Here is a 6,305-nt window from a genome sequence, read left to right on the forward strand (position 1 = left end):
GCTCAGTTTCTGACGGCGGTGTAGCCGGCCTCGTCAACGGCGGCGATCACCGCGGCATCTTCGACGGGCTGCTCGGCGGTCACCGCCAGACGCCCGGTTTGGGCACTGACCTCGATCCCGGTCACCCCGGCGATCTCGGAAACCTCGGCGCCGATCGCGGTCTCGCAGTGCCCGCAACTCATCCCGGTCACCTGGTACTCGGTCGTGGTTGCCATAGTATGTAACTCCTTCATCTGTGTACGGGTCGTTCGAGATTATACCTATAGGGGGTATGGGTCAACTGGTGCTGATCTCCTCGGCCTGCTGTGCCTCTCCCGTGGGGCGGACGTGGCGCAGGCGGGTGGCCGCGATGGTTGCCGCCACGGCGGCGATGACGGCGGAGACGATCGCGGCGGTGTTCAGTCCGCCGGTGAAGGCTTCCTGCGCGGCTGCGATGAGCTGCTCGCCCAGCGAGCCGGGCAACTCAGTTGCGGTGGCCATGGCCCCGTCGACGCTGTCCGATGCCACCGCGGCAGCATCGGCGGGCAGGCCATCGGGCAGAAGCCCGCCGATCTGACCCCGGTAAGCGGCGATACCAACGCTACCGATCACCGCGACACCGAGTGAGATGCCCAGATCATTCGCCGTGGTCGCAAGCCCGGAAGCGCCACCGGCCTTCTCCGGCGGCACGGAACTGACCACCAGGTCCGTGGTGAGCGCCATCGAGGGGGCCACGCCGGGGTAGGTGATCACGAAACTCGCGATCACCAGCGCCAGCCCGGTGCTGGCGTCGAGTTGGGTGAATAGGATGTAACCGACCACCTGGGTCAACAGGCCAATCGCGATCACATTGCCGGGCCGGAACTTGCGAGCGAAGACCGGCGAGAGCGTGGCGACCACGATCAGCACCGCCGCCGCCGGCAGAATCGAGAGCCCTGCCTGCAGGGGTGAGAGTTCCTGGACCTGCTGGAGGTACTGGGTGAACAGTGAGTACACCCCACCCAGCGCCGCCGCGGACAGCAAGAACACCGCCAGCGCTCCGCTCACGGTGGGGTTGGCGAACAGCCGCACATCCAGCAGGGGCTTCTCGGCCCGCAGCTGACGGATGACGAACCACAACCCGACCAGGGCACCTGCGACCAACAGGGCGACCGAAGGGCCGGCAGGCTCCTGGGCGGCGAAGCGCTTGATGCCGTAGATGATCGCCAGCAGACCGCCGACCAGCAGCAGGGCGCTGAACAGATCGATCCGTGCTGTGGGGTCCTTGTGCTCGGGCAGCAGCAGCGGAGCACCGATGACCACCAGCGCCATGATCGGCACCGCCACCAAGAACGTGGCCTGCCAGCCGAAGCCCTCCAATAGCAGGCCGGAAAGCAGCGGGCCAAGCGCCACACCGGCGGAGATGCCGCCGGCCCACACTCCGATGGCGACGCCGCGCTGATTCGCATCGGCGAACAGCACGAAGATCAACCCCAGGGTGGCTGGGATCATCATGGCGGCGGCCAGGCCTAATAGCGCACGCCAGGCGATCATCAGTTCCGGACTGGTCGTGAGCGCGGCCGCGATCGAGGTGCCCGCGAAGAGGATCGCGCCGATCACCATCAATCGACGCTTACCGATCCGGTCTCCGAGCACGCCCATGGCGACCAGGAACCCGGCCATGACGAACCCGTAGATGTCCAGAATCCACAGCAGTTGCGTGCTCGTTGGATTCAAATCGGCGGCCATGTTCGGCGCTGCCAGGAACAGGATCGTCAGCATCATGAACAGCAGCGTCGAGGGTGTGACCAGCACGGCCAGCCCCCACCACTGCTTCGCTCCCGCCGTGGGAGCCGGTGCTTCGGTCTGGTTCATGATCGCTCAACTCCTGCGCGTGTCGTGATTGTCGTTCTCATGGCTCTCGTGCTCCTTCCTTGCCTGTCTCGAGCGACCTGTCGGCTCACCCACACGCAAACTCATACATGCGCGTACGACTTGTAACGGGTAGACTATCTCATACATTCCTGTCTGAGATAAAAGGTGGAGCAATGGTGACGAAGAAGACCACCACGAATCGTGAGCGCCCGCCGACCGGTGCCGGCAGGCGTGGCGCGGCGAACCAGCGGGCTGATGCCCTGCGCAACCGAGCCAAGATCCTGGCCGGTACCGTCACCGCGATTCGGAAGAACCCCGATGCTTCGGTCGCTGATATCGCCGCCGAGGCCGGCGTGGGCCGTCAGACCCTCTACGGGCACTTCCAGAACCGTGCCGAACTGATTGAGGCCGCCCTGGTGGAGAGTCTCGAACGCGCCGAGGACGTGCTCAGCGAGGTGCCGCTCGACGGGGATGCCCGCGAGGCGTTTCAGCGGCTGGTGACCTCCAGCTGGGTGTTCGTCGACCAATCCCGCGCGTTGCTGGCCACGGCCCAGAAGGAGTTGTCCGCGGCCCGTATCCGTGAACTGCACGAGAAGTCCGAGGCCCGTATGCGCGGCCTACTGCTGCGCGGCCAGGACGAGGGTGCCTTCCGCGCCGACCTGCCCGTGTCGTGGCTGCTGACCACCACCCACGTCGTGCTCAATGGTGCCGCCGAGGAAGTACGCACCGGAAGACTCAGCCCCGACGACGCCCCCTGGTTCATTGGCGCGATCCTGCTGCCCGCCTTCACCAACGCCCAGCCGCAGGAACCGCGATGAGGCCGCAAACTATTGGCATCATCGGAGCGGGCGCGGCAGGAGCCGCTGCCGCAAAGTCCCTGCAAGCCGCCGTACCTGAAGCGCAGATTGACTTGCTCACCCGCACCGGGGAGCAACCGTTCAACCGCACCCTGGTCAACAAGGGGGTGGCCATCGGTCTGCTCACACCCGAGCAGAGCGCACTGCCGAAGACCGGCGCAACTCTGGTGGCCGACACCGTGCGTGGTATCGACCCGCGCACCCGCCAGGTCGACCTCTCCTCCGGCGACAGCCGCACCTACGACGGTCTCATCGTCACCACCGGCAGTAGGCCGCGCACCCTGGGCGAGAATGTCCTTGGGCGCGACGAGGCCATGGCCACCGGCAGGCTCACCACCCTGCATTCGCTCGCCGATGCCGCCGGTGTCCGCGACCAGATCGCCGCGCTCCACAGTTCGGCCCGTGTCCTGATCCTCGGCGGTGGACTGCTCGCGGCAGAGACCGCCTCACTGCTGAGCACCGCCGGGCACGAAGTCGCACTGATTAGCCGCTCAACTCTGCCTGGCTCCTCAACCTTCGGTGAGCACATCGCCGGTGAACTCCTGGAACTGCATCGCGCTCGGGGCGCTACCTACCTGGGCGCCACCATCCAAGCCGTGCGCACCCACCCCGACCACATCACCATCGTTCTCGACAGTGGCGAGCGGGTCGAAGGCGATCTGGCGATCATCGCCCACGGCACCCTCCCGACAGCCCCCTCACCCTGGAACAGACCAGAAGGAATACCGGTCGACGACCAGCTCCGCCTGCGCGAAGCACCAGGGCAGCGTATCTACGCCGCCGGCGGCGTCGCCCTCCACGAGCACCCCAGCCTCGGCACCTACCGGATTGACCACTGGGACGATGCCGCAGCCCAAGGCACCCACGCCGCACGCACCCTGCTGCACGACCACGGCCTCGGTGACGCCCCCGGTGTCTATCGGCCGTTCTCGACGTTTACCTCCAGCATTTACGGACACATCCTCGCCGGAGCCGGCCACACTGGCCTTGGCACCACAACACGACTGGCTTCCACCGACCCGGTGCTAGTCATCCACGAACACGAGGGCGCCCCGGTCGCGGCCACAGGACTCGACGCCGTCGCGCTCGTCCGCGAGTGGGCACCCCGCCTGCACCAGCCACCCGAACCCACAACCCCGTAGTGCCCGCCTGAGTCAGACACGAGCGCAGACCTATGCCTCAACAGTCCACCACCCGAACCGTCACCACGATCATCGCGGTCCTGTTAGCAGCGCTGCTCACCGCCAGCTGCTCCACCGGCGCCGCCTCGGCCACCACCGACATCGCCGAGAGCTGGCTTGCCGAGTATGAGCTCAACGGGCTCGACGGGCGAGAGATCACCGAGCACCTCGATGCGATCCGCCTCGAGGGTCTGATCGCCTCGGTCGAACCCGATTCGCTCGTGCCCTTCGACGGCGAGGGGAACGAATCCTCGATCCCGCTGCCCGAGGACGAGTTCTACCTCTCCCTCGCCCCGTATCTGCAGCAGGCCCATGACTGCCACTTCCACAGCCTCACCACCCTGCAACTCACCTGACGAAGCCAAGGAGGACAGCCGCATCATGCCCAACACACACACCGCATCAGACCTGCTGGTCAAAGCTCTCGAGAACGAAGGCGTCGAGCGCATCTTCGGAATACCGGGCGAAGAGAACCTCGACCTCCTCGAAGCGATCCGCCGCTCTGGTATCGAACTGATACTGACCCGCCACGAGCAGGCAGCCGCCTTCATGGCCGCCACCCACGGACGCCTGACCGGCCGTCCCGGGGTGTGCCTGACCACCCTCGGCCCAGGAGCGCTCAACCTCTCCACCGGCGCGGCATACGCGCTGCTCGGTGCGATGCCTATGGTCATGATCACCGGGCAAAAGAGCATCCTCACCGCCGCGCAGGCACGGTTCCAGATCGTCGACACGATCGCCGCGATGACACCCGTGACCAAGATGACCAAGCAGATAACCTCGCCTCCCACCATCCCCACCGTGATCCGAGAGGCCTTCCGAGTCGCACAGGCCGAACGACCCGGCCCGGTCCACCTCGAACTTCCCGAGGATATCGCCGCCGCCACCGCACCTCAGGTGGATCTCATCCCGCCCACCCCTGCGACTCTTCCCGTCGCCAGCCTCGACGTGATCGCCGCAGCCGCGGACGTGATCTCGGGCGCCAGGCGCCCCTTGATCATGCTCGGTGCTGCCGCCGCCAGGCCACGATGCACCCACGCCCTGTCGGAGTTCGTTGCGCGCATGCGGATCCCGTTCTTCACCACGCAGATGGGTAAGGGCACCGTCTCCGGGTGCACCGACCTCTACCTGGGCACCGCGGCCCTGACCGAGGGCGACTACCTGCACGAGGCCATCGACCAGGCCGACGTGATCATCACCATCGGCCACGACACCGTCGAAAAACCCCCGTTCACCATGCACTCCCGCGGGCAGACCATCGTTCATCTCGACTACCAGCCCGCCACCATCGAAGAGGTCTATGTCCCGCAGGTCGAGGTCATCGGCGACCTCCACCACACCCTGCACGCCCTCACAGACCGGCTGGATGGCAAGGTGCCCCACGCCCAAGCGCTGCTCCCGCTGCGTGAAGGCATCCTCGCGAACGTCGCCGACCGGGCGACCGAAGATCGGCTGACCCCGCAGCGCATCGTGCACGAGGTCCGTCAGGTCATGCCGGATGACGGCATCGTCGCCCTGGATAACGGGATGTACAAAATCTGGTTCGCCAGGAACTACCGCACCATCACAGCGAACACGCTTCTGCTCGACAACGCACTAGCCGCAATGGGAGCCGGACTGCCGTCTGCGATCATGGCCTCGCTCCTGCACCCGGGCCGTCGCGTGATGGCCGTCTGCGGCGATGGCGGGTTCATGATGAACAGTCAAGAACTCGAAACCGCCGTGCGGCTCGGCCTCAACCTCGTCGTCGTGATCCTCGAAGACCACGCCTACGGCATGATCCGCTGGAAGCAAGCCGTCGACGGGTTCACCGACTACGGAATGACGTTCGACAACCCAGACTTCGTCGCCTATGCACAGGCCTACAGCGCGACCGGCACCCACGTCACCGACGCTGCACAACTCGGCCCCGCCCTGGAGCACGCATTCACACAGGGCGGAGTGCAACTCCTCGCCGTGCCCGTGGACTACTCCGAGAACACCAGGGTCCTCATCGACGAACTACAGCACGAAACCGCAACCCATCAAGACACGGCCGATAGGCCTGTCCATCACACGACACGATCGTGAACCCGCACTGATCTCCTGAACCTGGCAGGACGGACCTGATCCTGGCCGCGGTCGCCGTGTCCCCTTCCGTTTGTGGCGGAGGCCTGGCAGATCTACATCCTCATCTTCCTGCTCCAGTTGGCATCGGCGACGTTCACTCCAGCCTTCCAGGCCGTCATCGCCTCGGTGCTGCCCGAGGATGGTGGGGACACTCACGCTTTTAGTGACGGTCTACTTGGTTCACTATGGAGTCATGACGGCTCTTCCACTTTCAGCGTGGTGAGGGGTGTTCACGCCGCCTTTGGTGACGTCGTGTAGGCCATTATGCGGCAGCGGTAGTTGTCATGATTGCGATACCCGCGTCCGATGCGTTTGAAGGTCTTGG

General features: G+C 65.6%; 6 protein-coding genes. 4 read left to right on the plus strand and 2 right to left on the minus strand.

Annotated elements, in window-relative coordinates:
* Positions 1 to 2: 2 nt before the first annotated feature.
* Positions 3 to 215, minus strand: a complete 213-nt coding sequence (locus tag ACPL7H_RS15260; RefSeq protein ID WP_424789185.1) for a heavy-metal-associated domain-containing protein — start codon at positions 213 to 215, stop codon at positions 3 to 5.
* 61 nt (positions 216 to 276) lie between these two features.
* The gene (locus tag ACPL7H_RS15265) at positions 277 to 1,833 is read right to left on the minus strand and encodes an MFS transporter (RefSeq protein WP_424797672.1); all 1,557 of its coding nucleotides are present in this window, start codon (positions 1,831 to 1,833) and stop codon (positions 277 to 279) included.
* A 173-nt stretch (positions 1,834 to 2,006) separates the two neighbouring features.
* On the opposite strand from ACPL7H_RS15265, the gene ACPL7H_RS15270 reads away from it, so the two are divergent.
* From ACPL7H_RS15270 to ACPL7H_RS15285, 4 genes are read left to right on the plus strand one after another with little or no spacing between them, the layout of a single operon-like run.
* Positions 2,007 to 2,651: a TetR/AcrR family transcriptional regulator gene (locus ACPL7H_RS15270; protein ID WP_424789183.1), complete on the plus strand. Its 645-nt coding sequence runs from the start codon at positions 2,007 to 2,009 to the stop codon at positions 2,649 to 2,651.
* Positions 2,648 to 3,832 carry an FAD-dependent oxidoreductase gene (locus ACPL7H_RS15275; RefSeq protein WP_424789182.1) on the plus strand — a complete coding sequence of 395 codons (1,185 nt, stop codon included), beginning with the start codon at positions 2,648 to 2,650 and terminating at the stop codon, positions 3,830 to 3,832. Before ACPL7H_RS15270 ends, ACPL7H_RS15275 begins: the two co-directional genes overlap by 4 nt.
* A 32-nt stretch (positions 3,833 to 3,864) precedes the next feature.
* Entirely contained in the window at positions 3,865 to 4,227 is a 363-nt protein-coding gene (locus ACPL7H_RS15280; protein WP_424789181.1) for a hypothetical protein, read from the plus strand.
* Between the two features lie 25 nt (positions 4,228 to 4,252).
* The gene (locus ACPL7H_RS15285) at positions 4,253 to 5,941 is read left to right on the plus strand and encodes an acetolactate synthase large subunit (RefSeq protein WP_424797673.1); all 1,689 of its coding nucleotides are present in this window, start codon (positions 4,253 to 4,255) and stop codon (positions 5,939 to 5,941) included.
* Positions 5,942 to 6,305: the final 364 nt, after the last annotated feature.

Origin of the sequence: Pseudactinotalea sp. Z1732, assembly GCF_049724975.1 — a bacterium.
Taxonomy (GTDB): Bacteria; Actinomycetota; Actinomycetes; order Actinomycetales; family Beutenbergiaceae; genus CALKWS01.